The sequence below is a fragment of the Hahella sp. NBU794 genome, assembly GCF_050749805.1.
Lineage (GTDB): Bacteria > Pseudomonadota > Gammaproteobacteria > Pseudomonadales > Oleiphilaceae > Hahella.
Window position 1 is genome coordinate 1,113,451 of record NZ_CP192738.1, and the last position, 26,601, is coordinate 1,140,051.

General features: G+C 54.4%; 24 protein-coding genes. 16 read left to right on the forward strand and 8 right to left on the reverse strand.

The genetic code is table 11. From position 1 onward, the window contains the following. Positions 1 to 465 precede the first annotated feature (465 nt). The 6 genes from mpl (at position 466) to ACQYWX_RS04995 (ending at position 6,459) form a co-directional block, all read left to right on the forward strand. On the forward strand, positions 466 to 1,839 hold the full coding sequence (gene mpl, locus ACQYWX_RS04970; RefSeq protein ID WP_431688072.1) for a UDP-N-acetylmuramate:L-alanyl-gamma-D-glutamyl-meso-diaminopimelate ligase: 1,374 nt from the start codon (positions 466 to 468) through the stop codon (positions 1,837 to 1,839). Beyond that, positions 1,836 to 2,474, forward strand: coding sequence for a flavin prenyltransferase UbiX (locus tag ACQYWX_RS04975; protein ID WP_431688073.1), 639 nt, complete (start codon positions 1,836 to 1,838; stop codon positions 2,472 to 2,474). The genes mpl and ACQYWX_RS04975 overlap by 4 nt, the downstream gene beginning before the upstream one ends. 48 nt (positions 2,475 to 2,522) lie before the next feature. Next, on the forward strand, positions 2,523 to 3,284 hold the full coding sequence (locus ACQYWX_RS04980) for an ATP-binding protein (RefSeq protein ID WP_431688074.1): 762 nt from the start codon (positions 2,523 to 2,525) through the stop codon (positions 3,282 to 3,284). A 3-nt stretch (positions 3,285 to 3,287) separates the two neighbouring features. Further along, the gene (locus ACQYWX_RS04985; RefSeq protein ID WP_431688075.1) at positions 3,288 to 5,789 is read left to right on the forward strand and encodes a YdbH domain-containing protein; all 2,502 of its coding nucleotides are present in this window, start codon (positions 3,288 to 3,290) and stop codon (positions 5,787 to 5,789) included. Positions 5,790 to 5,863: 74 nt separating this feature from the next. Continuing rightward, complete coding sequence (locus ACQYWX_RS04990) at positions 5,864 to 6,055, forward strand: YnbE family lipoprotein (RefSeq protein WP_041598940.1); 192 nt, start codon at positions 5,864 to 5,866, stop codon at positions 6,053 to 6,055. Between the two features lie 77 nt (positions 6,056 to 6,132). Then, a complete protein-coding gene (locus ACQYWX_RS04995) occupies positions 6,133 to 6,459 on the forward strand; it encodes a YdbL family protein (RefSeq protein WP_431688076.1) in 327 nt (108 codons plus the stop codon). Positions 6,460 to 6,496: 37 nt separating this feature from the next. Here the strand turns inward: ACQYWX_RS04995 and ACQYWX_RS05000 are convergent, their stop codons facing one another. Next, the gene (locus ACQYWX_RS05000) at positions 6,497 to 6,988 is read right to left on the reverse strand and encodes a HugZ family protein (protein WP_431688077.1); all 492 of its coding nucleotides are present in this window, start codon (positions 6,986 to 6,988) and stop codon (positions 6,497 to 6,499) included. 179 nt (positions 6,989 to 7,167) lie between these two features. Between ACQYWX_RS05000 and ACQYWX_RS05005 the strand changes: the two genes are divergently transcribed. From ACQYWX_RS05005 to ACQYWX_RS05015, 3 genes are all read left to right on the forward strand, one after another. Further along, a complete protein-coding gene (locus ACQYWX_RS05005; protein ID WP_431688078.1) occupies positions 7,168 to 8,304 on the forward strand; it encodes an acyl-CoA dehydrogenase family protein in 1,137 nt (378 codons plus the stop codon). Positions 8,305 to 8,845: 541 nt separating this feature from the next. Next, entirely contained in the window at positions 8,846 to 11,461 is a 2,616-nt protein-coding gene (locus ACQYWX_RS05010) for a M9 family metallopeptidase (protein ID WP_431688079.1), read from the forward strand. Positions 11,462 to 11,725: 264 nt separating this feature from the next. Beyond that, positions 11,726 to 12,136: a hypothetical protein gene (locus ACQYWX_RS05015; RefSeq protein ID WP_279506917.1), complete on the forward strand. Its 411-nt coding sequence runs from the start codon at positions 11,726 to 11,728 to the stop codon at positions 12,134 to 12,136. A gap of 11 nt (positions 12,137 to 12,147) precedes the next feature. On the opposite strand, the gene ACQYWX_RS05020 is transcribed toward ACQYWX_RS05015, so the two are convergent. Next, complete coding sequence (locus tag ACQYWX_RS05020; RefSeq protein WP_431688080.1) at positions 12,148 to 13,371, reverse strand: hypothetical protein; 1,224 nt, start codon at positions 13,369 to 13,371, stop codon at positions 12,148 to 12,150. 67 nt (positions 13,372 to 13,438) lie between these two features. Continuing rightward, the gene (locus ACQYWX_RS05025) at positions 13,439 to 14,032 is read right to left on the reverse strand and encodes a TetR/AcrR family transcriptional regulator (RefSeq protein ID WP_216736818.1); all 594 of its coding nucleotides are present in this window, start codon (positions 14,030 to 14,032) and stop codon (positions 13,439 to 13,441) included. Between the two features lie 48 nt (positions 14,033 to 14,080). On the opposite strand from ACQYWX_RS05025, the gene ACQYWX_RS05030 reads away from it, so the two are divergent. The 7 genes from ACQYWX_RS05030 (at position 14,081) to ACQYWX_RS05060 (ending at position 20,895) form a co-directional block, all read left to right on the forward strand. Further along, positions 14,081 to 14,581, forward strand: coding sequence for a hotdog fold domain-containing protein (locus tag ACQYWX_RS05030; protein ID WP_431688081.1), 501 nt, complete (start codon positions 14,081 to 14,083; stop codon positions 14,579 to 14,581). Positions 14,582 to 14,621: 40 nt separating this feature from the next. Then, a complete protein-coding gene (locus ACQYWX_RS05035; RefSeq protein ID WP_431688082.1) occupies positions 14,622 to 15,023 on the forward strand; it encodes a PaaI family thioesterase in 402 nt (133 codons plus the stop codon). 301 nt (positions 15,024 to 15,324) lie between these two features. Then, a complete protein-coding gene (locus ACQYWX_RS05040) occupies positions 15,325 to 16,302 on the forward strand; it encodes a hypothetical protein (protein WP_431688083.1) in 978 nt (325 codons plus the stop codon). A 140-nt stretch (positions 16,303 to 16,442) separates the two neighbouring features. Continuing rightward, complete coding sequence (locus tag ACQYWX_RS05045; protein ID WP_279506922.1) at positions 16,443 to 17,189, forward strand: tRNA pseudouridine(65) synthase TruC; 747 nt, start codon at positions 16,443 to 16,445, stop codon at positions 17,187 to 17,189. A gap of 194 nt (positions 17,190 to 17,383) precedes the next feature. Next, complete coding sequence (nhaD, locus tag ACQYWX_RS05050; RefSeq protein WP_127968724.1) at positions 17,384 to 18,634, forward strand: sodium:proton antiporter NhaD; 1,251 nt, start codon at positions 17,384 to 17,386, stop codon at positions 18,632 to 18,634. Positions 18,635 to 18,915: 281 nt separating this feature from the next. Continuing rightward, entirely contained in the window at positions 18,916 to 19,968 is a 1,053-nt protein-coding gene (locus tag ACQYWX_RS05055) for a DUF2156 domain-containing protein (RefSeq protein WP_431688084.1), read from the forward strand. Between the two features lie 147 nt (positions 19,969 to 20,115). Continuing rightward, positions 20,116 to 20,895, forward strand: a complete 780-nt coding sequence (locus ACQYWX_RS05060) for a crotonase/enoyl-CoA hydratase family protein (RefSeq protein WP_431688085.1) — start codon at positions 20,116 to 20,118, stop codon at positions 20,893 to 20,895. Positions 20,896 to 20,900: 5 nt separating this feature from the next. Here the strand turns inward: ACQYWX_RS05060 and ACQYWX_RS05065 are convergent, their stop codons facing one another. From ACQYWX_RS05065 to ACQYWX_RS05085, 5 genes are all read right to left on the reverse strand, one after another. Beyond that, on the reverse strand, positions 20,901 to 22,208 hold the full coding sequence (locus ACQYWX_RS05065; protein ID WP_431688086.1) for a TRAP transporter large permease: 1,308 nt from the start codon (positions 22,206 to 22,208) through the stop codon (positions 20,901 to 20,903). A 17-nt stretch (positions 22,209 to 22,225) separates the two neighbouring features. Further along, on the reverse strand, positions 22,226 to 22,747 hold the full coding sequence (locus ACQYWX_RS05070) for a TRAP transporter small permease (protein ID WP_216736825.1): 522 nt from the start codon (positions 22,745 to 22,747) through the stop codon (positions 22,226 to 22,228). Further along, entirely contained in the window at positions 22,744 to 23,892 is a 1,149-nt protein-coding gene (locus ACQYWX_RS05075) for a TRAP transporter substrate-binding protein (RefSeq protein ID WP_431688087.1), read from the reverse strand. Before ACQYWX_RS05075 ends, ACQYWX_RS05070 begins: the two co-directional genes overlap by 4 nt. Positions 23,893 to 24,103: 211 nt before the next feature. Beyond that, positions 24,104 to 25,084 carry an inositol 2-dehydrogenase gene (iolG, locus tag ACQYWX_RS05080; RefSeq protein WP_431688088.1) on the reverse strand — a complete coding sequence of 327 codons (981 nt, stop codon included), beginning with the start codon at positions 25,082 to 25,084 and terminating at the stop codon, positions 24,104 to 24,106. A gap of 126 nt (positions 25,085 to 25,210) precedes the next feature. Continuing rightward, entirely contained in the window at positions 25,211 to 26,062 is an 852-nt protein-coding gene (locus ACQYWX_RS05085) for a MurR/RpiR family transcriptional regulator (RefSeq protein WP_216736828.1), read from the reverse strand. Positions 26,063 to 26,601: the final 539 nt, after the last annotated feature.

A 26,601-nucleotide genomic window follows, 5' to 3' on the forward strand; every position in this document is an offset into this window, starting at 1 on the left:
GTTGTCGCCTCTCGTCGTCTTATGGGCGCGAATCATACGCGAGTTTAATGCCATTTTCATGTCCCTTTACAGGCGCTGACGGGCGTTTGACCGGGTAGTCAACTAACCAGGGGCGGGCGTCTGGCGTGCAAAGTCCCCGGACTTTTATCACTTTGCCGGCAAAGCAGGGCATGTTATTTGGAGCGACCGGTGATTCAGGATTGCGTGATCAATGCGCTGCTCGCCTGCCTTTGCCAACCGCGCTTGGAACGGATTTTCTTAAATTTACTCAATACATAGGGCCATTTCCGGTCCGACGCTGGCGCTTAGGGAACCCGTCAGTAATAATTGACCGATATGCGCCTGAAGCTCAGTTTTCTGACGTTCAATTCGCAATCTGCGCCAAACAGACCGCCTGCGTGGGCGGCCGGACGGATGAGACACTGATTCTTTTCACTGATTAAAAGATAGCGATTAGCAAGAAACATGCATGTACACATACTAGGCATTTGCGGGACTTTCATGGGTAGCCTGGCGTTGCTCGCCAAGGAAATGGGATACAAGGTCAGCGGGTCCGACAAAAATGTATATCCTCCCATGAGCACTCAGCTGATGGCGCAGGGAATAGAGTTGCGCGAAGGGTATGACCCCTCCCACCTTGATCCCAAACCCGACCTTATTATCGTCGGTAACGCCATGAGCCGGGGTAATCCGCTGGTGGAGTATGTTCTGGATAAGGGGTTGCCTTACACCAGCGGCCCACAATGGCTGGCGGAGCACGTGTTGCAGGAGCGCTGGGTATTGGCGGTGGCCGGCACTCACGGTAAAACCACCACCACCAGTATGCTGGCCTGGGTGCTGGAGCAGGCCGGTCTGGCGCCGGGCTTTCTGATCGGCGGTGTTTCCCAGGGATTTGATGTCTCCGCCAGACTGGGCGACACTTCCTTTTTCGTCATTGAGGCGGACGAATACGACAGCGCTTTCTTCGACAAGCGCTCCAAGTTTATTCATTACCGTCCGCGCACCCTGATCATCAACAACATGGAGTTTGATCATGCGGATATCTTCCGCGATCTCGGCGATATACAGCGCCAGTTTCACCATGTCGTGCGCACTGTACCGCGCCAGGGGCTGGTGATTACGCCTACGCAGACGCCCGCTGTTGAGGAAACGCTGGCGATGGGATTGTGGTCGCCGCGGCAGACATTCTCTTTGAGCGATGATCAAGCGGATATTCGAGCGGAGTGTCTGGCGGAAGACGGCAGTCGTTTCGAAGTGTTTTTAAACGGCGAGTCATGCGGCGTCGTGGAGTGGGGCATGAGCGGCGCTCACAACGTACAGAATGCGTTGGCGACCTTGCTGGCCGCCCGTCATATCGGCATTCGGCCGCAAAACGCGATTCCTGCCCTATCTGGCTTTCCCGGAGTCAAGCGTCGTCTGGAGAAACTGGGCGAGCGCAACGGCGTGGTCGCCTACGACGACTTCGCTCATCACCCCACCGCGATTCAACTGACGCTGGAAGGACTGCGCAAACGGGTTGGCGATGCACCGATCTGGGCGGTCGTCGAGCCGCGTTCCAATACCATGAAAATGGGTGTGCATCGAGATACGTTATTAGCGTCTGCGGAGCTGGCGGATTATGTGATCTGGGCCAATCTGGATAGCTACGGATGGCTCGATGACGCGGTGCGTAATGCGGCGCCCAAGCACCAGTGCGTGAGCAATGTTGACGAAATCACCCGTTTGCTTGCCGACGTGAAAGGTCCCGCACATATTGTCCTCATGAGCAATGGCGGTTTCGCGGGATTACCTGCGAAACTGAAAAGCCTGCTCGCCGAAGAAGAGGCGGTGTCGTCGTGACGTTCAAGGAGCCGATTACCATTGCGATTACCGGCGCCTCCGGCTTTCAGTACGGCTGGCGTTTGTTGCAGGTGTTGCTGCAAAAGCATCATCAGGTTTATTTGATGGTGTCGAAGGCGGCCTATGTGGTCGCCAGTGTGGAAGCCGATATCAAGCTGCCCGGTCAGGCGGCGAAGCTGGAGCAGGCGTTGACTGAAGAGTTTGGCGCAGCGCCAGGCCAGCTGCGCGTATTTGGGAAAGAGGACTGGATGTCTCCCGTGGCTTCCGGCTCAGGCTCTCCAGCGAGAATGGTGGTCTGTCCCTGTAGTACGGGAACCCTGTCCGCCGTGGCCACCGGCGCGAGTAATAATCTGATTGAACGCGCTGCGGACGTTGTGTTGAAGGAGCGCAAGCAACTGATTCTGGTGCCGAGAGAAAGCCCGTACTCCACGGTGCAACTGGAAAATATGCTGAAGCTGTCGCAAATGGGCGTCACGATTATGCCTGCATCTCCCGGTTTCTATCACAAGCCGGCGTCTGTGGAGCAGATGATCGACTTCATCGTCGCCCGCATTCTGAATCACCTAGGCATTGACCAGGATCTGACTCCGGCGTGGGGCAGGGCCTCTTCGACTCCCGGCGACGACGAATCCTGATCTGACGTCGTCCGCCTGTCTTAAAAATCAAGTATTGCGAGCAGCATTATGAGTATTGATTGGAACGTGACTCCCGCCGCAATTTGGCGACAATTCAAAGGCAACCTGCGCGCCGTACGTGAAATTGACCCTGTGCGTTTTGATGAGCTATTGAACGTGGATCGTCAGAAAGCGGCCCTGCAGCGCAATACGGAGCGCTTTCTGGCGGGTAAACCGGCTAACAACACTTTGTTATGGGGCTCTCGCGGCACAGGCAAGTCGTCATTGATCAAGGCTATGTTGAATGAATATTTCCCTCAGGGATTGCGCGTCATTGAAGTCGACAAAGACGATCTGATTTATCTGCCGGAAATCGTCGATGAAGTACGCGACCTGCCTCAGCGCTTCATTATTTTTTGCGATGATTTGTCATTCGAAGCGGGGGAGAAAACCTATAAGGTTTTGAAAAGCGTACTGGAAGGTTCTATTGAACTGCCGCCGAAAAACGTGCTGATCTACGCGACCTCCAATCGTCGTCATTTGATGCCTGAGTACATGTCGGAAAACCTGGAGACCAAGCTGGTCAACAATGAGATTCACCAGGGGGATTCGGTGGAGGAGAAAGTCTCGCTGTCGGATCGTTTTGGCTTGTGGCTCTCCTTTTATCCGTTCAACCAGGACAGTTATCTGGATATTATCGATCACTATTTTCATGCCTACACGGGCGACCGCGAGGCGCTGCACAGGCTGGCGATTCAGTTCGCCACCTCCAGAGGCGGCCGTAGCGGTCGCGTAGCGTTTCAATTCTACAAACAACATAGCGAAAATTAGTCGATGACGTGGCGCAAGCGGCTGGCGTGGGGCGGTCTTATCACCTTGCTGACGCTCTGTATTTTGACGGGAGTGGCTTGGTGGTTTGCGCCGCAATGGTTGCCGCCTCTGGCGCAGGAGCTGGCGGGCCGCGCCGGCGTTGACATCCGCAAGCTGGAAATTGGACGTCCCGGTTGGGGAGGCTGGCGCTTAAGGGAGGTTGAACTTGGCCTGGACGGCGGCGCCATCGTCTACGGGGAAAACGTCAAAATCGGCTGGCGCTGTTGCCAAAAAATTGAAGAATCACTGACTGCGAAAGCGCAACGGATTGTCTATACGCCAGTGGAGAAAAGCACTGCGGAGTCGAGCGCGCCGGTGGCGGTGAGCGCCTTGTTATACAGTGTGGCGCAACGTATTCCCTTTATCACGGTTGAGGTGGAGCAGCTGGAAACACCGGCTGGCGACCAGACGCTGACCGCCAGCCTGTCTCTGGAGCGGACGCTGGAAGGGCTGGATCTGCAGGCTCAAACCCAATATCAGGATGCGCCATTGGCCGTGTCGTTAAACTGGGTGGCGCCTACGTCGCTCTCTCTCAGTCTGGCGAGCGATCAACGCATGACGCTTAGCGCCGAGGGAGAGTTGGGCGATGACGGCGTCTGGCGTTTTAGTGGGGAACATTCAGCGGATTGGGCGGCGTCCCTCGCGGCCATTCGAATGCCGCAAGAGTCCATAACCTCACTGCATACTTCGGGCGTGTTACAGCTGATGTTTCCAGATGTCATTGGTAGCGCTCCCTGGTCGTTCAGCATCAAGCCCAAGTTCCAAACGCAACTGGCGCAGCAGGATATCAAGATTTCCGGTGAAACGAATATTGAGCTTAATGGCGTGACAGCTCCAGAAACCGCGGTGATCCAGCCCTCGACGGTTCTAGTCAATGTGCCGCAATGGCCTGAGTCCGCGCCATCGCTGCCTTTGTCATGGCAGGTAAGCGTGCTGGAAGCGGTGCGCTGTGAACATCTATCTGCGGAGCCGAGTTGTCCTGGCGCACTGAAACTGGAGCTGCACTCCAAACCAGCGTCGGACACGGAGCCGCAGCTCAATGCCAAGGCGTCGCTGCAATATGCGGCGGCGACAAAAACCGTGGCCGCGGTGCTGCAAACCGATGCAACCCTGACCGATCCTAAATACCCGCAAAAAGTAGAGCTGGCGCTGGATGGGCAAGTTAAGTTGGGGACGGATATCCAGGTGAATCTTAAAAAAGGCGCTCGTATCGCTTGGAGCGGCTGGTCGCTTCAAGACGCGTCAATGGAACTCAAGGACGGAAACATCGAGCTTGGGAAGACGGCTCTGTCGATTAATACGGGAGCGTCCAAAACTCAGCCGGGGCAGGGTAAGCCCGCATTTTCCTGGAGTTTGACTACGGATGCCAAGGCCAAAGTCAGCCTGTCTCACAAGGGGCAAAATGCGGAAGTGAACTTGGCGGGCAGGGTGAAAGCGGATGACAAACGTATCGCGCTGGATAAAGGGCAGTTGAGCGCATTGGGACTGAGTAGCCCGATCGAAGTGATATACCGGACTGCGGAAAATAAAGGTTGGCTGTCTTACGATGTCGAAGGCAAATTAGCGAACTTCAATTTTATTAAATCCTATATCGCCGCTTTTCCCGAAGCATTGACGATCAATCTTGGCAAAGTCTCCGCCAGCGGCGCCCTGAACTGGTCAATGAAAGACGCTTTGGCGATTGATGGGCGCTCGAATGTCACGCTCTCCAACTGGGGAGCGACTTACGAAGAAATTAAAGCGAAAGGCGTTAGTCTGACCTCGGATGTGCAATTCACCGGACAGGCGGCTTCCTTTACTCAGCCGCTGCGCCTCACTGTCGCCTCGGTTGAGGCGGCGGATATGTTGCAGACCAGCGATGCGGCGGCGGAGGTTTCCGGTCGTGTGGAATACGCCAAGGGGCTCACATGCGACCTGCAGTTGGACCGCGCCTCCATTGGGCTTTTTGACGGCAAAGCGAGGCTGGTGCAACCGGCGAAAGTACAATGCCCGTTGACCCACTCCGACTTTTGGGTGGAAGTCTCCAATCTGGACCTGGGTAAGCTGGTTGCGCTGGAGAGCGATAAAATCAAGGCCAGCGGCCGCATTGCCGGTCTGTTGCCGATCACTATTAAGGACGGCGGCGTCATCGCCAATAATGGCCGCATCGCCGCCCAGTCGTCCGGGTCGATAAATCTGGTGGATGTGGACTACTGGCGGGCGCTCAGCGCGGCCAATCCCAGTTTGCAGTTTGCTGTCGATGCGCTGGAGAACTTTAACTACAATTCTCTGGTCAGCCGGGTGGATTACCAACAGAATGGCGTTCTGCTGTTTGATATTGAGCTGGCGGGAAGGAGCGCGAATAAACGCTACTCCGGCGCTCCTATCGCGCTGAACGTGAATCTGCAAACCAATATCATTGATAATCTGCGGAGCATTTTGGTCCCTGGCTCTATTCAGAAAAAGTTGGAAAAAGGGACTTATTAACCGTGGCGGCAGTTCAGTTTATGTTCAGCTACGGTTGCTATAGTTAACTGAAGTAAATAAGGCTTAGTTATTTGATGAATACTAAAAACTCAATATTGTGTGCGTTATGCTTACCGCTTATCGTCGCATGCGCTCCAAGGGTTGAAGTGGCGGTGCCTGACAAGCCCATCACGATTAACCTCAATGTAAAAATTGAGCATGAGATCAGGGTGAAGGTTGAGAAGGATCTCGAGAAGCTCTTCTCCGAAGAAGATGATTTGTTCTAAGCAGCGCCCCTACGTTGCGATAAAAGTAACCAAACGACCGCATACCTGTGTGTAGAGGCGCGAGAGAGGATTTCTGTATGAAAAAGATCATTCTGGCTTTATTTTGTAGTCTGTTTGTCAGCATGCCCGTGTGGGCGTTGGATTTAGACGAGGCCAAAGCGAAAGGCTTGGTCGGAGAGCAGGCTGACGGCTATCTGGGCGCAGTCAAATCTGGCGCGGAGGTCAACGCGCTGGTGTCGGAAACCAACGATAAACGCAGCAAGAAGTACGCAAAAATTGCTGCGGAGCGCGGCATCTCTGTAGACGAAGTCGGCAAACTAGCCGGTAAGTTGCTTATAGAGAAAGCTGGCCCTAAAGATTACGTTAAAGGTTCCGGCGGCTGGGTAATGAAAGAGAAGCTTTAATCACCCCGCAAGGGAAATAGCGGCGACATGCATCCCTCTATTTCCCTGTTATTTGCTGGAGCTGGCTAAACGCTTTATCCGTCACGGTATACGCGGCTCCAAATCCTTTCACAAAACGACCGCTGGTGATCTCCAGCCTCAATAAGCTAAAGTCCGGCAGTTGGCGCAGCATGGCGATAGTTGGGCCGAATTTGTCGGCGAACCTGTCAAGCATGGCTTCGTAGTCCTGACTATCGCGACTAACTTCTACCACTGCGCATCGCAGAATCAACCTCAATCTGGCGAAGAGATTCCGGCTTGCCTGCTCCTCCTCTATAAACAGCAAACTCGCGACGGGTGTTGTCTTCAGACAGGCGGTATGAGGCGCCAGCGCGCTGACGTAGATGTAAAAGTCTCCATCCTGTCTGACGAATGGGGCATAGCTCGCCAAAGGCTCGTTGTTCTCATTGACGCTGGCGAACTGCACCGTCTTGAAGCGTTCGATCAGCGTCTCTATTTCCGCCCTCAGCGATTCCGTTTCTGTTGACAAGTCCGTCTTCCTCTTCGGGTTAATCCAACGAGTCAGGCGTTTCGCTCGATCGCGAACTGTCTGTTTTCGTCAGTCAAAATGAAACTTTTCGTTATTGGTGGGTCCTGGCGTAATTGCGACACTGAATCCATATTCACACCATGGAAAACCTCCACACAGAATAACAACAGGAGACGGTCATGATACCGAGAGCACTTTTCGATAGCGACTTGGAACAGTTCAGAGATTCTTTCCGCAAGTTTTTGGAAAAAGAAGCGACCCCTTTTCATTTGCAGTGGGAAAAAGACGGGCAGGTGGATCGCGGCCTGTGGAACAAGGCGGGAGAGATGGGATATTTATGCCCGACGATGCCGGAGGAATACGGCGGCTCTGGCGTGGACTTTCGCTTCAGCGCGGTGATTTCCGAAGAAATTTCCCATTTGGGATTATCCGGCATTGGTTTCGGACTGCACTCGGATATTGTGGCCCCCTATATTCTTCACTATGGAACCGAGCCACAGAAGAAAAACTACCTCTCCAAAATGGCGACTGGGGAGATGGTGTCCGCCATCGCAATGACGGAGCCCGGCGCAGGCTCAGATCTACAGGGCGTGAAAACCACCGCGGTTAAAAACGGGGATCATTACGTCCTGAACGGCTCGAAAACCTTCATCACCAACGGACAACATGCGGATGTCGTGATTGTGGTCGCCAAGACCGATCCCAAAGAGGGCGCCAAAGGCACCAGTCTGTTTTTGGTGGAGAGTCACTGGAAGGGGTTCAGCAAGGGCAAGAATCTGGAAAAAGTGGGCATGAAAGCTCAGGATACTTCTGAGCTGTTCTTTCAGGATGTCATGGTGCCGGCGGAAAATCTGTTAGGCGCTGAAAACAGCGGATTTATCGCCTTGATGCAGGAACTGCCGCAAGAGAGGCTATTGGTCGGCATCACCGCAATCTCCGCCTGCGAAGCCGCGCTCGACCTGACCATCAAATACTGCAAGGAACGCAACGCCTTCGGCAAACCGCTAATGGCGTTTCAAAACACCCGCTTCAAACTCGCCGAGCTAAAAGCGGAAGTCACAGCAGGCCGGGTCTTCCTGGACCGCTGCCTGGAACTCCATCTCGACAAAAAACTCGACGTACCCACCGCCGCCATGCTCAAACAGTGGTCCACCGACCTGCAATGCAAAGTCATGGACGAATGCGTCCAACTCCACGGCGGCTACGGCTACATGTGGGAATACCCCATCGCCCGCGCCTGGGCCGACTCGCGAGTCCAAAAAATCTACGCCGGCACGAATGAGATCATGAAAGAGATAGTGGCTCGGTCTTTGTGAGTGGTCGTGCCGTTTGGATCTGTTGTGAAATATTCTCAGGATTCAGCTTGGTTTAAGGTCGCGAAGAACATGTATTGCCTTTATGTAAGCTGACAACTGGGCAGTCCGTCACAATTCGGTTAGATGGTTCGTCCTGTAATGGGTATGACATCACCCAAATGGTACGTATTAATAAGTAAGCCCAGGGTAGTCTAGTCCCCCTCTGGAGCCTGATAATTTCGTCTGCAGTCAGGCTCCTGATTTTCCCTTCTTCTCCGTCTTCCCTTACCACGCGTGAGGCTCAGCCGGTTGCGGCTTTAACGTTTAAGATCAATGCGTCTGCAATCTCATGCCGGTTAGGTTGGTTGTGTACTATCCACTAGAGATAACGGACTAGTCCTAGGGCTAGACGGCCTGACCGATACAAAGAAATTAACAACGTTAATAGAATGCCCGGCCATGTGGGTCTAAGGTTATATGCATAGCATTTTCCGCTCTATCGAAAATGCTAAAGGACTTTGGGCCACCGCTCGAAGATACAAACTACAAAAAGGGCTGACTTATGTTTCATAAGAACAGAAAAGTTGGGGTATTTATTGGGACTGCTTTGCTAGCCAGCGCCGCGCAGGCTTCCCTACCGCCAGTGCAGGGCGCGTCTAACAGCCGTCCTATAGAAGTTCACGAACACGCCATTCCGTCTCAGCAGCAGACGGAGCTTCCACCGCCAGTGATGACGCCCACCAAAATTCATCAGAGCTTTATGGTGATGGCCGCCAAGGAGATTGCGGCGGATTGCGATCCTCAGAATTTGGCTTCTCTCTCCGGGTCCGCATTGACCCAGGCCATCCAGAAATCCGATATGGGATGTATCAACGACCTGTTTCAGGCGCGCGGGGATTTGGCGCGCAATCTGTTCCAGGAAAGCAAAATGATTACGGTCGCGCAGGCGATGGCGTCTGAATCAAGCCGTTACCAGGGTGACAACACCACGGGTATGGAGCAGCTGATTCTCTACATGCGCGCCGGTTACTTCGTGCAGTGGTATCACTCCGATGAAGTGGGTGATTACAGCAACAATCTGAAGCAGCAAGCCGCCACGGCGATCACCGCGTTCATGAACAGTGCGTTGAACTACCTGCATAAGCGGGAAAACGCATCGGTCATGGGTGAAGCCTTGACGTTGGTGGACAGCTCGTTGAACCAGGGCGTTTTCGTCTACGACACCATCTACTGGCTGCAACTGCTGCAAGACAAAGCCGCGACTGAAGATGCATATGCTCGCGCACTGAACAGCATTTTCACCATCTACTTCCGTGGCCATGGCTACGATGACTTCAAACAAAAAGTCGCCAACGATTCCCGCGTCGCCAAAGCGCTGTATGACTTCATCATGAAGAATGGCGCATGGCTGAACGATGGCCGTGATTACCTGGTGCTCAACGCGACCAGAGAACTGGGTCGCTTCCTGCAGTACGACGGCACGCGTAAAGCGGTGGGCGGTTGGATTGGCGCGTTAATGGATAAGTATCCGCTGGCGTCCGATACCGTGAACATGTGGGCGTTGCTGGCCGGAGCCGTCGAGTTGAACGACCCGGAAAACTGCGGTGAATATAACGCATGTAACGTGAAAGAGCGGGTCAAGGAAGTGGTGCTCACCATCCGTCATGACTGTAGCCCGACGATTACCGTGAACGCCCAGTCGATGTCCTCCAAAGAACTGGCCTCCGCCTGTGAAACGTTGGGCATGCGCGAAGAAATCTTCCACGACATGTTGAAGACCAATAAACAGCCCGTCGCTGATGACTTCAACGACAAGCTGGAACTGGTCGTGTTTAAAAACAGTGGCGCATACGGCGACTTCGGCTGGCTGCTGTTTGGCATAGACACCAACAATGGCGGTATGTATCTGGAAGGCACGCCTTCCGATCCTAATAACCAGGCGCGTTTCATCGCTTATCAGGCGGATTACGCCCCGGGCGACCATCGGGTCTGGAACCTGGAGCACGAGTATACGCATTACCTGGACGGACGCTTTGACCTGTACGGCGATTTCAACACCGGCATGCAGGTTCCCACCGTATGGTGGACCGAAGGTCTGGCGGAATACGTGTCCAAGCTGAAAGACAACCAGGGAGCGGAGGATGTAGCTCGTCGCGAGAAAGTGGCGCTGTCTAAAATCCTGCGCAACACCTATGACGATGGCGTTGACCGTATCTATCGTTGGGGCTACTGGTCCGCTCGTTACATGTTGGAGCAACGTCCCTCGGACACCGCCCAGATTCTGTCCTGGTTCAGAGCGGGTGATTACGAGAGCTTCGAAGCCTGGTTGAACTCCACTGGTCAGCGTTACGACGAGCACTTCGCCAACTGGTTGGCGGCGGTGCTGGAAGGCAACGACGACGGCGGAGATGACGGTGGCGATGATGGCGGCGACGACGGTGGTGATGACGGCGGCGACGATGGCGGTGATGATGGTGGCGACGACGGTTCCGACGATCCGCGCGCACTGGAGCCCGGCAAGCCCAAGTCACTGACTGCGGGCGCAGGCAGCCAGGCGTACTACTTCATGTTCGCACCTCGCGGCACGGACCTGCTGCATTTGTTGACTCGCGGCGATAATGGCGATGTATCCGTTTACGTGAAGCACGACGGCTGGCCGACAACGACGGACTACGACCAGAAGTCCACTTCCGGCGCTGCTGACAACAACATTCAGGTTTCTTCACCTGAAGGCGGCACCTATTACCATGTGCTGCTGACGTCCACATCCGGCTACAGTGACCTATGTGTGACTGTGGGCTTGAACGACGCGCCAACCGACTGTGGCGACACTGGCGGCGGCGATGATGGCGGCGGTGACTCATCTGATGGTCCAGAGCTGTCCAGCGGCAAGCCGCGCAGCAACCTGGAGTCCACTCATGGTGAGTATTATTGGTTCTATGTTCCTGCGGGAACCCGCACCTTTGAATTGAACACCTGGGGCGGTCGCGGCAATGTCGATCTGTATGTGCGTAACGCAGGCTGGCCAGACGCCAGCACTTACGATGACGTGTCCGCAAGACGCAGCAACAACGAAAGAATCGTAGTGAGAAATCCTAATGTCGGCACATACTACCATGTGTGGTTGAAAACCGACGGCGGATACAGCGGCGTTAACCTGCAGCTGACTCTACGGTAGTTGAAGCCTCCAGCGCAGTCACCCTGGCTGCGCTGGCAAGCTTGAACACCCTTCCTTATTGTCCGGGCGTATCGTGCGCCCGGTTTTTTTGTATCCGCACGGCTGAATCGACCTGAGCAGCTACGGCTCCTTTCTCTCCCGTATAAGTTTCATCGCAAGGTTTTACAGTTATTTACAGCACATAAAACGACTGTTTCAAACAGATGTTTTAAACTCTGCGTTATTGGTTGAACGGCAATCAGGGGAATCAATTCGGGAGGCGTTATGAAGAACATCCTGCAAAGTGCGGCTCTGGGATTAATACTAGCCGGTTTTTTCGCGGCCAGTGTTCAGGCGCAGGAAAATCTCACGGTGGAAGTTGATTCTGATAAGTCGTTCTCAGGCGCCTATCAGGTGGGAGAAGACCGCGTTGAATTCGCCAGCTTTCTGGGGCGGGACGCCTTGGTCAAGGTCAGTGTCAATGTGAATGGCGCGACCCGAGAAGCATCGGTATATCTGGAGGCGGGGGATATACAGAGCGCTAGTGCGAAACGGCTCAGCAACAAAGAAGAAACGTTGATATTTGACGCCGCCAATGCGCTGGCTGAATACCTCTCCGCCAGTCGCGAAGACATAGAAAACCCTGCGCTAATGCTGGTCGGCGTAATGGATTACTGGTCCAGTCGCACTCACTAATCTGGCCTGAATCAAGATACGCCAGCATCAGAATTGACCAATGGGGCCTGAGCCTCCGGCTTGGGTTCTTTACGCGATTCGGTGACCTCCTGCTGTAGGGTTTTGACTTGATTCGTCAGGGATTCCACCTCTTTGTTTTTGCCCGCCAGATTTTTGCTCAACGTCGTGTTCTCTTGAGTCAACGCCGCGTTTTCCTGGCCCAGCGTGGCGTTGGACATTTCCAGTGTTTTTACTTGCGCCGACAGTGACTCGACCTGAGTCGTCAGCGCCGCCTGGGCGATGTCGCTTTCTTGTTGTTGAGTGTTTTGCGTCGCCAGCGCGGCTTTGACTTCCTCTAACTGAGCGGTAAGGTTTTGCTCGCGCTCATTTGCGGTGGCGATATCCGCATTGCCGCGTTCCAACGCATCTGTCGCTTGCTGTAAAGAGGCGGCCGTATCAGCGAGCTCACTGGCTAATGTTTCTATACGGGCGGTTTGCTGCTGAATGAGTTCTTGCTGCTGGGCGAGGGCTCCCTCCAGCTCTTTTTGTTTGCTCGCCAACTCGGCGTTTTCCGACGCTTTATCTTGCAGTTGCTGTTGCAAGGACGCGGATTCATTTTGCGCACTGGTCAGGGCTTGCGTCAGATCGCGGGTCTTGGTCTCGCTGGCGTTCAGGCTGCTTTGCAGGGTGGATTTCTCTTGCTGTAATTGCGATTTTTCTTTGCGTAGCCCCTGTAGTTCCGTTCCAGCGCTACTCGCTTCCGCCCGACTGCTGGTGAGGCTTTGATTAAGCTGCTCGTTACGTCGCGCTGACTCCGTTAACGCCGTTGTCAGACGCTGGGCCTGGGATAACAAATTATCCAGCTCGCCGCGCACGCTTTGCTGGCGCTCTTGCAGCTGGAAGACGAGATAGCCGACGGCGACGAAGATGACGATAGCCGGAACGGTCAGCAAGGCCTGTAAACGTCCGCCTTTCCTGGCGGCTTGCGCCGCAGCATGCTGCGCCGCCAGTTGTGTTTCCACTTCTTTCATTCGCTGATCGATATCACGCTGGCGCTCTTCCATGCTGCGCTCACGTTCTTTCAGCGCCTGTTCTTTGTCGCGTAAATCGCTGGCTTTTTCATCATTGCTTTTGGCGCGCTGCTTAGACTGCTCTTCCTGGCGGGTCAGAGCCTGCTCCTTGCGAGTCAGGCTCTGCTCGCGCATTTCGATAGAGCGCTGCTTGCGCTCCAGGGCCCGCTCATCATTACTTTGCATTGCTCCAGACTCCGGCTTATTTATCAAACTGTTATAAACAGTGTAGCCAATGCCCGGGAACTTGCCCTTAAGGGGTCAATGAAGACCAGGCGCTGTCGCAAAAGATATCGATATAGTGCGTCGGCGGCTTTTTCACGCGACTGGCTAACCAGTGGCGAGCGTAATCCTGCGCAGGACCGATCAACAGCGAGTGGTAAAGATCGAAGGGCAGGGCGCGGATCTGGCCGTTTTCGAGATAGGGGGTAAACCAGTCTTTCAGATAGGTGAAATGTCGTTTGTTATCCTGCTTGAGTTTCTGCTGTTGCTCTTCACTGAGCGCTTCGCCTCTGGAGCCGAAAATATAGCGGGCCCAGTCAGGATTTTGCGTTATCCATTCGATATAAACACGCACGACGGATTTCACGCCTTCTTCGGCGGTTTCGCATTCGGCGAGCGCATCTTTTAGCTGCGCGAAATGATCTTCCATTCCCAGCATATACAAGGCGGCGGCGATGGCTTCTTTACTGCCGAAATGGTGATAAACGCTGCCTACGCTGGCGCCGGATTCCGCGCGGATCATATCAATGGTGGTCGCAGCGATGCCGTGTTGGGTAAAACACTTTAACGCCGCATTGAGAATGTCGTCACGGCGACTTTTGGAGCGGGTGCTTGAAATCTTCATATTGGAACAATATTCTAGAATAAAATTCTAATTTGTCAGGAGGCTGTTATGACTGCCGCAGCGGCTGCTCCATCGGAACAGGCGAGTTCCACGCTTCGTTTATATCACTCTTTTGCGCGTCTTCCTTTGGGCGCCTGGCTGTTCAGCCGCGCACTGTGCTTTAAAGCTCCTTATTTTAGCAGCATTCGGCCACGCATACGGCAGCTAAAACCAGGACTGTCCGAGTGGAAAATCAAGAACCGTCGCAGTGTGCGCAACCATTTGGGAACAGTGCACGCGCTGGCGATGGGCAACTTGGCGGAGCTGTGCGCGGGAACGCTGATGGAGGCGTCATTGCCGTCGCGCCTGCGTTGGATTCCCAAAGGCATGCAGATTGAGTACCTGAAAAAAGCGACGACGGATCTGGTGGCGACCGCCGTGATTGCTGATCCAAAGACGTTATCTCCCGGAAATTATGAAGTGGAAGTCATGGTGAAAAATACGCACGGCGAAGCGGTGTCGCGCGCAGTGATCACCATGTGGTTGAGTGAGAAAAACCAACATCGTTAGCTGCTAGTAATTAGCTGCTATAACATACAGGAGGCGCCGCATGGACATCATGCAGATTGGAAACAAGATTCTAAATGAACAGCCTTTCAGCCGCTTATTGGGAACCCGGTTGGCGGCTCTGCAACCGGGCTTTGCGCAGCTGGAGCTGGAAATCAAATCGGAGTTCTTGCAACAGCACGGCTATGTGCACGGCGGCGTCATCAGCTATCTGGCGGACAATGCGCTGACGTTCGCCGGAGGCAGTTTGTTCGGTGACGCGTTAACGGTGGAGTTTAAAATTAATTACCAACGACCGGCGCAGGGACAGCGGCTTATCGCCAAAGCGAAGGCGGAAGCTTCAGGGAAAAAAGTCGTGTGCTGCACTTGTGAAATTTACTGCCTGAATGATGAGAAAGAATTTCTATGCGCCTCCGCGCAGGGAACCGTGCTTGGAAAAGTCTGAGTCATTGACGCGCCGTTACGATGCGATGTCGACGGCGCGTTAGTCGGCCTAACTTGTGAATAAATCACGTAAAATCGACCTCTCAGGCGAATAATCGCTTGCCTCAAATCTTTTTTTGTACATACTTGCCAGTCAATTGAACTATCGCTTGATATAAGGTGCGGAATTATCTTTTTTCGCGAAAAAAAGATAGAAAAAACGCATTCTTATTGGGCGTTTTCTAGACAAATTGTACTTTCCGATTACATTTAAAGAGGAAGTGTTTCCTCTCTCCTTTGCTTAATTAATTTGGGGTGACAAGATGGCGACCAGCAAAAAAGGCAAAATCGGCCTTGATCGACTCTTTGACAAGGCTATTGAGGAATTGCGCAGCGCGCAAGACAAACTCAACACTCATGTGGGCCAATGGGTGACTAAGGCTGAAGCTGACCTGAAAGTGGATCAGTCTTTGAAAAAAGTATTCGCCCGCATCGAAGATCTGCAAAAGAAACAGATCGATAACATGCATAAATGGCAGAAAGATTTCGAAGCGAGATTCGCCGCTGTGCTGGATTTCCAAAAGCAAATGCTGGAGGCCATTATGCCTGCTGGTAAAGCGCCTGCCGCCGCCAGTAAAACCGCCAAGCCTGCAGCCGCTAAGCCCAAGGCCGCCGCTAAGCCAACCGCGAGCAAAGCTGCTAAAGCGCCTGCTGCGAAGAAACCTGCTGCAGCCAAGAAGCCAGCCGCGAAGAAACCCGCTGCGACGACTGCTAAGAAAGCGCCTGCCGCCGCCAGCAAAGCCGCTTCCACAGCATCTGCGGCTAAAACCGCTGCAGCAAAACCTGCGGCCAAAAAGCCAGCGGCTAAGAAGCCTGCTGCCAAGGCTGCAAGCACAGCTAAAACTTCCACTACCGCTAAGAAGCCGGCAGCTAAAAAACCTGCGGCTAAGCCTGCTAAACCAGCCGTAGCTGCGAAGAGCGCAGCGGACAAAGCCGCTGATGCGAAGCCGGCGGCAGCGGACAGCAAAACTGCATCGACAACGGCAGCCAAGCCAGCAGCGAAAAAACCTGCTGCTAAAAAGCCCGCCGCTAAGAAACCTGCTGCGAAGGCGCCAAGCGCCGCTAAAACTTCCACTACCGCCAAGAAGCCTGCAGCTAAAAAGCCAGCGGCGCCGCGTAAAGCCGCCGCCAAAAAACCGGCTGCGCCAGCAGTGAAGGAAGCCGCTCCAGAAGCGCCAAAAGCGACGACTGAGTCCACTTCAGCGCCGGCAGCGCCTTCCGCGTCCAGCTCCGAAGCATAAGCTTCGTCGAGAGGAAGACGCTTTCCATAGCAAACGGGGCCGCAGTGAGCGGTCCCTGTTTGTCTGATCCGACTAAATTCGCTCAGTTCCTCAACTAGAGCGCGCCGACAACCCTCTGACAATATTCTGGATGGCGGACTTTGATCCCGCTCAGCATTCTTTATCAAGATGAATGGCTCGTCGCCATTGATAAACCTTCCGGCCTTTTGGTGCATCGCAGTGAAATCGATCGCCATGAAACTCAGTTTGCAATACAGCTGCTTCGCGATCAGATTGGGCGTCGGGTATACCCGTTGCACCGCCTGGATAAGCCGACTTCCGGGGTTCTCCTGTTTGCGTTGGATTCCGACACCGCAAAGACATGCGGCGAGTCCTGGGCGCAAGGCGTCGATAAAACCTATCTGGCGATTGTGCGCGGGGTTCCTGCAGAAGAGGGGACCATCGATAAACCGTTAAAAGAGCCTTGGGATCGTTTAGGCGATCGTAACGTCAGCAAGGACAAGCCGGAACAGCCGGCGGTAACGGAGTATCGGCGTTTGGCGTCGTGTGAGTTGCCTTATGCGGTGGATCGCTATCCCACTGCGCGTTATTCCCTGGTCAGAGTGCATCCGCAAACCGGCAGACGCCACCAGATTCGTCGCCACTTCAAATCGCTGTCGCACCCTCTGATCGGCGACACCAGTTACGGAAAGAGCGTGCATAACCGCTTCTTCGCTGAGCAATTCGGCGTGCAGCGTCTATTATTGCATGCGGCGGAAATGCGTTTGCCTCATCCCTACAGCGGCGAACCTTTGACAATCTGTGCGCCGGTGACGGGCGAGGTATTGCAATTGCTGGAATCTCTGGATTGGTTAAATTCGATACCATTGGAGTGGCGAAAATTTTAATCAAAACCTGTATCATTGGCGCGCTCCCTGGGTATTGCGCCCGCCTGCGTCATTTTCTGATATTCCCGCCTGCCTGTGAGTAACAGTGCGTATGGTCTATTGGGGGCCTGATTCCAATAATTGTCCATTTTTTCATCGCCAGGCGTCGGCGGCCGGAGCGATCAAGACTTCCCAATAAAGAGGAAATTGTTGTTATGTGGTTGAATTACGCGGTGATAGGCTTGGCGGTTCTCGCTCTCCTAGGCGTGGTCCTGGAAGAGGTGATTCACGTAAACAAAGCCAAAATCACCCTTTTCCTTGGCGCACTGGCCTGGATTCTACTCTTTGCATTCAATAGCGGCGATCCCGAACATCAAGAAGCGGTCATTCATGGACTGGAAAGCAACATCGCCGAAATAGCCGGGCTCTGGCTTTTCCTTTTGGCGGCTATGACCTTCGTCGCCTATCTCAACAAAAAGGGAATGATTGAGAACCTTATTTATCTGTTTCTTCCCAAACGGGTATCGGAGCGCAAGCTTTTATTTCTAACGGGCCTGTTCTGTTTTGTTTTCTCCTCTCTCGCCGACAACATCACCGCGACCCTGGTTTCCGTCACCCTGATTCTGTCCTTGCGAATGGACACCGCCAAGACACTGCGCTTCGCCGCTCTGGTGGTATTCTCCGTTAACTCCGGCGGCGTCGCTCTGATCACCGGCGACGTCACCACACTGATGATCTTCCTGCAGCATAAAGTCGACATTCTGGATCTGCTGCTGCTCAGTATTCCTTCTTTCGTCGCCGTTATGTTTATGGCGACTATGTTGAGTTTCGGCCTGTCCGGCGATGTCATCGTGCAGCAGCACCGCACTGACGTGCGCGGCGTTGATATGGCCATCGCCGGCGTATTTCTGGCGACGATTCTGGGCACTATCGTTCTTAACGTCGTGTACCAGATTCCTCCTGTTCTGACGTTCCTGTTTGGTCTTGCGACCATGTTCCTGGTGGCGCGCTTCTTTAACGACGACATCGAGAACGACCCGATTCTGGAATACATCCGCGTTATCGAGTTTGAAACCCTGCTGTTCTTCCTGGGGATTCTGCTGCTGGTTGGCGTACTCAAAGAAGTGCATGTTCTGGAATCCTTACTGGCCATGTACTCGCAAGTGTCGCCGCTGGTGGCGAACTACCTGATGGGTCTGCTGTCCGCGTGTATCGACAACGTGCCTCTGACGGCGGCGCTGCTCAAATCCGGCATCACCATGAGCAAAGCAGAGTGGATGGGGCTGACCTATGCGGTAGGCGTCGGCGGTTCTCTGCTGGTTATCGGTTCTGCGGCGGGCATTGTCGCGATGTCCAAAGTTCGCGGCCTGACTTTCGGCAGTTACGCCAAGTACGTGCCTGCACTGCTGGGCGCTTATTCCGTCGGTTACGCCGGCGTTTATATGTTGGCCCATTACGCGATGTAATACTTACACTGGAGAGCGCAGTGGCGCTCTCCAGTGTTGCTTTCTTCTGATCACTTCCTTTCTCTCGTCTGCTATTGTTCTTGTTCTTGTTCTTGTTCTTGTTCTTGTTCTTGTTCTTGTTCTTGTTCTGGCTCGCCTGACCTCATTTTCCTGCTCATCAAAATCTGTCGATTGGTTCATACCCTTGTTCCGTCCGCTCCTTCTAAAGGCGGATTTGCCACATCAAGGCAATTGTTAAGCTCGCTGGAGCCTATAAGAACAACAGTTAAACGGGGGCGTCTATGCAGCCTGTCCTTTCCGATATGCTCTATGCGGAATCCGCTTTCGACTCTGCTCCATGGGAAGCGCCGCTCTCCGTATCTGAGCGCCGACACCTGCTTCTGCAATATGGCGCCCAGTCCAGCGCCTACTTCAGCTTTCAACCAGGAGTGCAGTTTTTTGGCTCCGCTCAGCATGGTTTTGTCAGCTACTGTCCGCTAGACAGGTGGAAGGGTGGGGTGGATGTGATCTTCAACAATCCGGTATGTGCGGAGCAGAATCTGACTTGGCTGCTCAATCGTTTTCTGGCGTCGCGCGAGCGTCCTGCGGTGTTTGTCGGCATTGAGAGCAAGGTGGCGGAGGCGCTGGCGCAGCAGGGTTATGTGGTCAACGAGATGGGTGTAGAGTTCAGTTTTTCTGTGCAGGACTTTTGCGTGCGTGGCAAGCACAAGAAGCAGTTACGCCACGCGGCCAATCTGGGAGCGCGCTATGAGTTGAGGGTAGAGGAGCTGCACGCTTCACAGGTGAATGCTGAGGAGGTGGAGGCGATCTCGCAACGTTGGCTCAAGCAGAAGGCGGTGAAGCGCAGTGAACTGCGTCTGTTGACGCGTCCCCCGCAGCACCGGGACGAATGGCTGACGCGCCGATTCTATTGTTTTCAGGGAGAGCGGTTACTGGGATACATCTACTTCGATCCTTACTTTACGCAAGGCGCGGTCACCGGATATTGCGCCAATATCCTGCGTTGTCTGCCGAGTATTGGGCCGGCGGGATTACTGGACTACACCATGCTGCAGGCGATCGAGCAGTTTCGCAGGGAAGGCGTGCCGCGGCTCTCACTGGGGATTGCGCCCTTGCATGACTTGCAGGAAATAGCGGGAGAAAGTCCGTTGTTACGGCGTCTTGGCCAATGGCTGTATCGCAACGGTTCGGGACTATACGCCTTTGCGCCGCTGGCATACCACAAAACCCGCTATCGAGGAGAGGAGCGTAAATGGTATCTGGCCTACAAAGACCTTTCCCCTCCGCGATTGCTATGGAGCCTGATGGCGGGAACGGGCGTGCTGGGACGCTAAATCCGTTGATGGCGCGATCAGCCTAAAATTCGTCGATGTAGACAATGGGCTCGCAAAGCGGCGACGAGGATGATACTGAAGTGAGTTATAGTCTTTCTGGCATGGCAGTGCAGAAGGAATTCAACCATCACTCAGGAGAGAAATTGCATGTCATTGGTCAACGTGGAGAAGCGCGGGCATATCCTGTTAATCGGGCTGAATCGTCCGGAAAAAATGAACGCCCTGACAGTGGCGATGTTTCACGACATCGCGGCGGCGTATGGACGACTCCAGCGTGAAGCGGATTTGCGAGTCGGTTTATTGTGGGCGCAGGGCGACCACTTCACTTCGGGTCTGGAGCTGAACGATTGGGCTGAGACGTTTGCGACAGGACAGCCGCCGGAATTGGGCGAAGGAGAAATCGATCCCTTTTTTATTAGCGGCGAACCGCTGCGTAAACCGGTGGTGATGGCGGCGCAAGGGTACTGCTACACCTGCGGTGTGGAAATGATGCTGAACACGGATGTGCGTATCGCGGCGAACAATACCCGTTTTGGGCAGTTGGAAGTGAAACGCGGCCTATTCGCCTGCGGCGGCGCCACGCTGCGTCTGCAACAGGAAATCGGCTGGGCGAATGCGCAACGCTATTTGTTAACTGGAGACGTCTGGACTGCGCAGGACGCCTATCGTTGGGGGCTGGTGCAGGAGCTGGTCGAGCCAGGAGCGCAGTTCGAAAAGGCCCTGGACATTGCAGAGCGTATCGCCAACGCGGCGCCTCTCGGCGTGCAGGGCAGTCTGGCTTCTTCTAAATTGGCGCGTCTGCATGGAGAAGAGGTCGCCAAAGCGCAGTTGTTCAGCGAGATCAAAAGCCTGATGAACAGCGAGGATATGCAGGAAGGCATCGCGTCCTTTCTGGAGCGACGCGACGCTGTATTTAAAGGCAGATAACCCGCTTAGAGAAATATCAGCACAATCCCGGGCCAGGCCACCAGAATCGCCAGGCGCAATATATCGGCGATGATAAAGGGCGTCACGCCCTTGTAGCACTCAACCAGATTGATGTGCTCCGCCTGGGACTTGAGCACGAAGATGTTCATGCCCACCGGCGGCGTGATCAGCCCAATCTCAATCGCCACCACCGCCAGCACGCCGAACCAGATGGCGGTGTGTTCCGGCGGCATGTTGAAGTTCAGCGACATCACTACCGGAAAGAAGATTGGCACGGTGAGCAGCAGCATCGACATACTGTCGAGGAAACATCCCAATGCAAGGTAGATCAACAACAGAATGATGATCACTGCCGTAGTGCTCAAATGCATGGAGGTAATGGCGTCAGCGAAGGCATTGGGTATGTTGGAGAGAACAATCACGGAGTTGAACAGATCCGCTCCCAGTATGATGAAAAACACCAGACCGGTAGTGACGGCGGTCTCCCTGAATATCTTCATCATCGCCTCTCTGTCGAGCTGGCGTTTGAGCTGAGCCAGCAGCCAGGTGGCGAATGCGCCGATGGCGGCTCCTTCCGTCACGGTGAACACGCCGCCGTAAATCCCTCCCAGCAAGCCGAGAAAGATCGCCAGCACCGGCGTGACCCGCAGCAACGCCGACAGTTTTTCCACGGTGGACGCCTTGTGGGTTTGCGGTCCTACGGAAGGAAACAGACGCACGTACACCTGCACCGCCAGTAAATAGCCGATGGTGGCGATAATGCCGGGTACGGCGGCGGCGATAAAGAGTTTGGAAATGTTTTGCTCCGTTAACAGGGCGTAGATCACCAGCGCGATGGACGGTGGAATCAGTATCCCCAGAGTGCCGCCGGCGGCGAGGACGCCCGCGCTTAATTGATTGGAATAGCCATGGCGCTGCATTTCCGGCAGCGCCACTTTCGACATGGTCAGCGTGGTGGCCAGGGAAGAGCCGCTGATGGCGCCGAAGAAAGCGCAACTGGTGATGGAGGCCATGGCGAGTCCGCCGCGCACTGAGCCGAACCAGGAGTTGCAGGCGCTGAACAGGGTTTTATTAAGGTTGGCTACGGTGGCGAATTGCGCCATCAGCAGGAACATGGGAATGACGGCGAGATCGTAAGAGGAAAACCGGTAGAAAGGACCGGAATTAAAATGATTCATCAACGCATCCCAGCCCAGGATGGCGGTGTAACCCGCCGCTCCTGTCAACAACATGGCCGCAGCCACCGGGATGCGCAGAAAAATCAACACGAGCAGCGAGGCGAAGGCGATTACGCCGATGTACAGATCATCCATAAGGGCCTTGTCCTTGGCTATTTATCGGTGACTAGTTTCTGCAATAAGTTACTCACGGCGATCAGCGCCGACAGAAAGCAGGGCGGCGCGCAGGCGAGCAGCACCCAGCCTAACGGGATGGCGAGGATCATGGTTTGTTCGTCGTAGGAAAAGAACTCCTCTGCGCCGTGCACAAGGCGCCAGCCGATGAACGCGAAAATCGCGCAAAGCGCGCATTCGGCGATCATGCAGGCGGCTTTCTCCAATCCCAGGGGAAGGCGCTTGACGAGGAGGTCCACCGCCAGGTGTTTATAGCCGTATTGGCAGGCGGGGAAGGTGTAAAAGATCGCGGTTGCGACGCCGATTTCGACAATTTCGAAATCGCCCGTCACCGCCGTTCCGAACAACCAGCGTCCGAATACGGAAATGGTCACCATCATGACGATGGCGACCAGCGCCGCGCCGCTGAGATAAGCGCTGCACTGCGCCGCGATGGCAAGCCAGGCGTCAGCAGTGCGGACGCTTTGGCGCAAGGCGGGATATGTCGACGACGCAATCATAACTGTCGCGACTTCTCATATTGAGTAACCAGATCTTCAGCTTGCCGCAGTAGATACTCGCCGTTCTTGTTCTGGGAATTCACTTTGGCGACCCAGTCTTCCCGCACAGGCTCCACCCGTTTCTCCCACTCTTTCAACTGGTCCGCCTTGATGGAATAAAAACGGTTGCCGTTTTTCTTGGCCAGTTCTATTCCCACTTTCTCGAAATCGTCCATGGCCTTGCCGATCTGTTTGCTCAATGCAATGCCGGAATTACGATCGATAATGGCTCTCAGGTCTTCAGGCAGCGAGTCGTATTTCTTCTTGTTCATCGCCAGGATGAAGGTGGCGGTGTACAGACCGCGGGCGCCGTTGAGCAGGGTATGGCTTTCGGCCAGTTCGTCCAGCTTCAGTGAGGGCACGACTTCGAACGGCAACAACGCCGCGTTGATGACGCCTTTGGAAATGGCCTGAGGGACTTCTGGAGCGGGCATGAACAAGGGATTGGCGCCTAGTAGACGCAGGGCCTCTCCTGACGCTCTGGTGGGGGCGCGGATTTTCAGGGACTCCAAATCGGCGATCTGCTCAATGGGCTTGCCGAGAATATGGAAAGAGCCGGCGGCGTGAGTATGCAGGGACAGCACGTGCACATCCTGATACTCCTCTGGCGCATATTTCTCGATAAAGGTATGAAACGCCTGGCTGGTCGCTTCCGCGGATGAGGCCACGAAAGGAAGCTCGAAAACAGAGGTCATCTGAAAGCGGCTGGGCGTATAGCCGGGCAGAGTCCAGATGATATCGACGATGCCGTTTCTGACCTGATCGAACAGTTGCTGTGGTTTGCCTCCCAACTGCATGGAGGGATAGATGCTGATTTTGATGCGTCCGTCGGATTCCTTTTCAATCTTTTCCGCCCAAGGCTCCATCCAGCCCTCTTGATCCAGAGAGGTCGCCGGCAGGAAATGATGCATCCGCAGCGTGACTTCCGCCGCGTGGGAAAAAACAGGGAAAAGCAGTGTAGTGAAAAGTAATGTCGCTAAAAAAAGCGTAGTGGCGGCGAATGAGATCGCCAGCAGGGTTAGAAATTTAGAGGTAAGTTTGGGTTGTTTGTGCGCCCCGGCCGCAAGCAGGGCGTCGCCAAGTCGCATGACGGCGTGTGATCGCATGGCTTCCTTCTCCAACTCAGTTCTTAGAATGAGCGCGCTATCGACCCCTTTAGCGCTGCAGGTCCTACATTAAAGTAATGTCGGGAGCCCCGTCAATCTGATGACTTGTTTTGAATTTGGAAGGGTGAACGGGTCGAGTTATCGCGGCAAAAGCGCTTGCAACAAGAGGCGAGAACCCCGGTCCGTCGGCGACGCCCGGGGTATTGAGAGCTTAGAAGCCGACTGGCTTGCCCTGTTCCAGGGACGCGTAGGCGGCGTTGGCGAGTTTTAAGGCGTTAACGCCATCCTGTACGCTGACGGGCATTGGAGATTGAGCCACCAGCGCCTGTACGAAGGCGGCCATTTCCGCCTGATAGGCGGCGGCGTAACGTTGCAGGAAGAAGTCTTCCAGCCTGTCGCTGTTTTCCCCTTCCGCGCCGAAGCGATGCAACTGCGTGGGTTTGATATTGTGCGCTTGCAACATGCCTTTGGCGCCGAAAGCCTCCACGCGCTGGTCATAGCCGTAGGCGGCGCGGCGACTGTTGAGAATGACGCACTGGGCTCCACTCACGGTGGTCAGGGTAATGGTGGCGGTGTCGATGTCGCCAGCCTGGCCAATGGCGGGATCAACCTGACAACTGCCGATCGCGTGAACGTCCCGCAGGGGCTCATTCAGCAGCCATAACGCCATGTCAAAATCGTGAATGGTCATATCCCGGAACAGGCCGCCGGACACTTTAATGTACTCCACGGGCGGCGGCGAAGGATCACGACTGGTGATCACCAGTTGCTCCAGCTTGCCGAGATCGCCAAGGCCGCGTTGCAGGGCGGCGAAAGAGGGATCGAAGCGGCGGTTGAACGCCACGAAGTAGGGCAGGCCGCTTTGTTGTACGTGTTCCGCTACGCCGCTGGCGCTGTTGATATCCAGATCAATGGGCTTTTCGCAAAAGACCGCTTTGCCAGCATTGAGCGCGGCGTGACTGAGTTCCGCGTGGGTGTTGGTGGACGTGGCGATGATCACGGCGTCCACGTCATTCGCATTAATGGCGGCGTTTACATCCACCACTTTCGCGCCGACTTTTTCCGCCAGATCCCGCGCCGCCTCTTCCCGGGGATCGGCGATGTAACGAAGATCCACATTCAGGTTCGCCTTGGCGTTCAACGCGTGAATGACGCCAATACGGCCCGCGCCGAGAAGACTGATTCGAATCATAAAATTGCGCCTCTACTTTATACGCTGGTTATCACAACAGTAATAAGGTTTGCCTTTCATCCATACTGACGATGCAAACGGCGCGACCGGCAGGGAAGCTTGTGTTGTCCCTGAGTCGGCCCGGCGTCAGCCGTCGCCCAGCTGTTGCTGCTCAATCTGGTAGGCCATGCCAATCACCAGAGCCTGAGCCAGACACAGACTGGATGTCAGCGAGCGGAATCCGCGCACCTCACTCTCCTTCACGTCGAAATAGACGGAGGAAATAGGCGCCAGCGGACTCAGCCGGCTGTCAGTAATACTGATAATGGGAACGCCGTTTTCATAAGCCTTGATGACCGCCGCGCGAGTTTCCTGAGCGTAGGGGCTGTAACTGATGGCCACCAGCACGTCGCTTTTGTCCAGAAACGAAGCCTGCTCCTGCAACATGCCGCCGCTGCCGTCGATCAAATACACCCTGCGTTTGATCTGACGCAGGGCGTAGGTGAGGTAAGAGGCGACGGAGAAGGAACGGCGCATGCCCAGCACATGAATGGCTTTGGCGTTATGCAGCAGCTTGATCGCGGCGTCCATGTTCTCGTCGGACACCATCTCCGGCAGGTGCTCCAGACTGAGCAGATTGCCGTTTACGAACTCGTTGAGAATGGTGTGAGAGGTCACTTTGCCGGAATGAACCGGTTGCGCGCTGGAGAGACGAATGCGTTCGCGGTAGCTGGTGCTGTTTTCCACCAGTTTTTGACGAAACAGTTGCTGCATTTCGCTGAAGCCATCGTAACCAAACGCCGCCGCGAAGCGTATCAGCGCAGAAGGCGTTACTTCCGCCTGCTCCGCAATGACGGACACCGTCTCCATCGCCACTGTGCTGGGATGGTCCATGACGAACTGCGCGATTTGCTTGAGCCGTTTGCTGAGATCGTTGTAGCGCTCAGTGATGGCCTGCTGCAGTTCTAGTAAGTTGGTGGGCTTAATCGCGGTGGACAATTCGATTCTCCGGCAATGAAAATGAAATACAGTGTCGCCAATCCTACAAGAAAATTTCAGTGCGGAGCGAGTGTAAATTCACTTCCAGATTGCGCTGAGGCCGCGCCAGCGAGGCGATGCAAGAACAAACCGGCGCTGCAAAAACGTGAAAATGGTTTTGGAATGGCTGGTTCAAGGCGTTCATGCGGCCCCCGGTTTATTGGCTTCTTGTTGTTCTACGGCGCTCCAATAATGGAACGTATGATCCATCCTATTTAAAAAAATTTCGCTTTTCAAACTTTTTGTTCCAAAAAATATCGAAATGGAATTTTCCCTTCTTTTCCTGGATAACCTGTTCTATTCCTTTTCTATTCTATCTATACAGGGGTTGTAGCTGACTTGAGTTGTTTGAAACGCGTCGTCTGAAATTAAAATTATTGAAATTTTTGTTTCGTTCGTGGAATGATTGTTTTAATCTTGAATCGCATTGGCCATAGCGGCGCCTGTCACAACAGACTGAGTTGCGCTTCGCGACCATCAAAACAACAATTTCCGTGTGA

Excerpts from the sequence above, each read along its gene's own strand:
- ACQYWX_RS05005 (WP_431688078.1), top strand. The coding sequence starts at position 7,168 with ATGATACCGAGAGCACTTTTCGATAGCGACTTGGAACAGTTCAGAGAT.
- ACQYWX_RS05020 (WP_431688080.1), bottom strand. The coding sequence starts at position 13,371 with ATGCAAAGTAATGATGAGCGGGCCCTGGAGCGCAAGCAGCGCTCTATC.
- ACQYWX_RS05025 (WP_216736818.1), bottom strand. The coding sequence starts at position 14,032 with ATGAAGATTTCAAGCACCCGCTCCAAAAGTCGCCGTGACGACATTCTC.
- ACQYWX_RS05055 (WP_431688084.1), top strand. The coding sequence starts at position 18,916 with ATGCAGCCTGTCCTTTCCGATATGCTCTATGCGGAATCCGCTTTCGAC.
- ACQYWX_RS05040 (WP_431688083.1), top strand. The coding sequence starts at position 15,325 with ATGGCGACCAGCAAAAAAGGCAAAATCGGCCTTGATCGACTCTTTGAC.
- ACQYWX_RS05075 (WP_431688087.1), bottom strand. The coding sequence starts at position 23,892 with ATGCGATCACACGCCGTCATGCGACTTGGCGACGCCCTGCTTGCGGCC.
- ACQYWX_RS05070 (WP_216736825.1), bottom strand. The coding sequence starts at position 22,747 with ATGATTGCGTCGTCGACATATCCCGCCTTGCGCCAAAGCGTCCGCACT.
- ACQYWX_RS05065 (WP_431688086.1), bottom strand. The coding sequence starts at position 22,208 with ATGGATGATCTGTACATCGGCGTAATCGCCTTCGCCTCGCTGCTCGTG.
- ACQYWX_RS05060 (WP_431688085.1), top strand. The coding sequence starts at position 20,116 with ATGTCATTGGTCAACGTGGAGAAGCGCGGGCATATCCTGTTAATCGGG.
- nhaD (WP_127968724.1), top strand. The coding sequence starts at position 17,384 with ATGTGGTTGAATTACGCGGTGATAGGCTTGGCGGTTCTCGCTCTCCTA.
- mpl (WP_431688072.1), top strand. The coding sequence starts at position 466 with ATGCATGTACACATACTAGGCATTTGCGGGACTTTCATGGGTAGCCTG.
- ACQYWX_RS04985 (WP_431688075.1), top strand. The coding sequence starts at position 3,288 with ATGACGTGGCGCAAGCGGCTGGCGTGGGGCGGTCTTATCACCTTGCTG.
- ACQYWX_RS04980 (WP_431688074.1), top strand. The coding sequence starts at position 2,523 with ATGAGTATTGATTGGAACGTGACTCCCGCCGCAATTTGGCGACAATTC.
- ACQYWX_RS04995 (WP_431688076.1), top strand. The coding sequence starts at position 6,133 with ATGAAAAAGATCATTCTGGCTTTATTTTGTAGTCTGTTTGTCAGCATG.
- ACQYWX_RS05030 (WP_431688081.1), top strand. The coding sequence starts at position 14,081 with ATGACTGCCGCAGCGGCTGCTCCATCGGAACAGGCGAGTTCCACGCTT.
- ACQYWX_RS05010 (WP_431688079.1), top strand. The coding sequence starts at position 8,846 with ATGTTTCATAAGAACAGAAAAGTTGGGGTATTTATTGGGACTGCTTTG.
- ACQYWX_RS05015 (WP_279506917.1), top strand. The coding sequence starts at position 11,726 with ATGAAGAACATCCTGCAAAGTGCGGCTCTGGGATTAATACTAGCCGGT.
- iolG (WP_431688088.1), bottom strand. The coding sequence starts at position 25,084 with ATGATTCGAATCAGTCTTCTCGGCGCGGGCCGTATTGGCGTCATTCAC.
- ACQYWX_RS04990 (WP_041598940.1), top strand. The coding sequence starts at position 5,864 with ATGAATACTAAAAACTCAATATTGTGTGCGTTATGCTTACCGCTTATC.
- ACQYWX_RS05035 (WP_431688082.1), top strand. The coding sequence starts at position 14,622 with ATGGACATCATGCAGATTGGAAACAAGATTCTAAATGAACAGCCTTTC.